We start from the raw sequence: 255 nt of genomic DNA on the forward strand, positions 1-255 counted from the left end.
ATGGGCCTCCTATGCGGCCACTCCCGACCTGCCCGCCGACCAGCGGGAAGAGGACGGCGGCTCGCTGGTGTTCGAAACCGAGCCGCTGGGCGAAACGTTCGAAGTACTGGGCGTCCCCGCTCTGGACCTGACCGTCTCGGCCGACCGGCCCAACGCGATGGTGGCGGCCCGCCTGTCCGATGTCGCACCCAACGGCGAAGCCACGCGGGTGACCTACGGGTTGCTGAACCTCACCCACCGGGACGGCAGTGCGGC

General features: G+C 70.2%; 1 protein-coding gene. It reads left to right on the forward strand.

Annotated elements, in window-relative coordinates; translation table 11 throughout:
• A partial coding sequence (locus tag CUZ56_RS15255; RefSeq protein WP_275427164.1) for a CocE/NonD family hydrolase C-terminal non-catalytic domain-containing protein occupies positions 1-255 on the forward strand: 255 nt, incomplete at both ends.

Source organism: Saezia sanguinis (assembly GCF_003991585.1).
GTDB lineage: Bacteria > Pseudomonadota > Gammaproteobacteria > Burkholderiales > Burkholderiaceae_C > Saezia > Saezia sanguinis.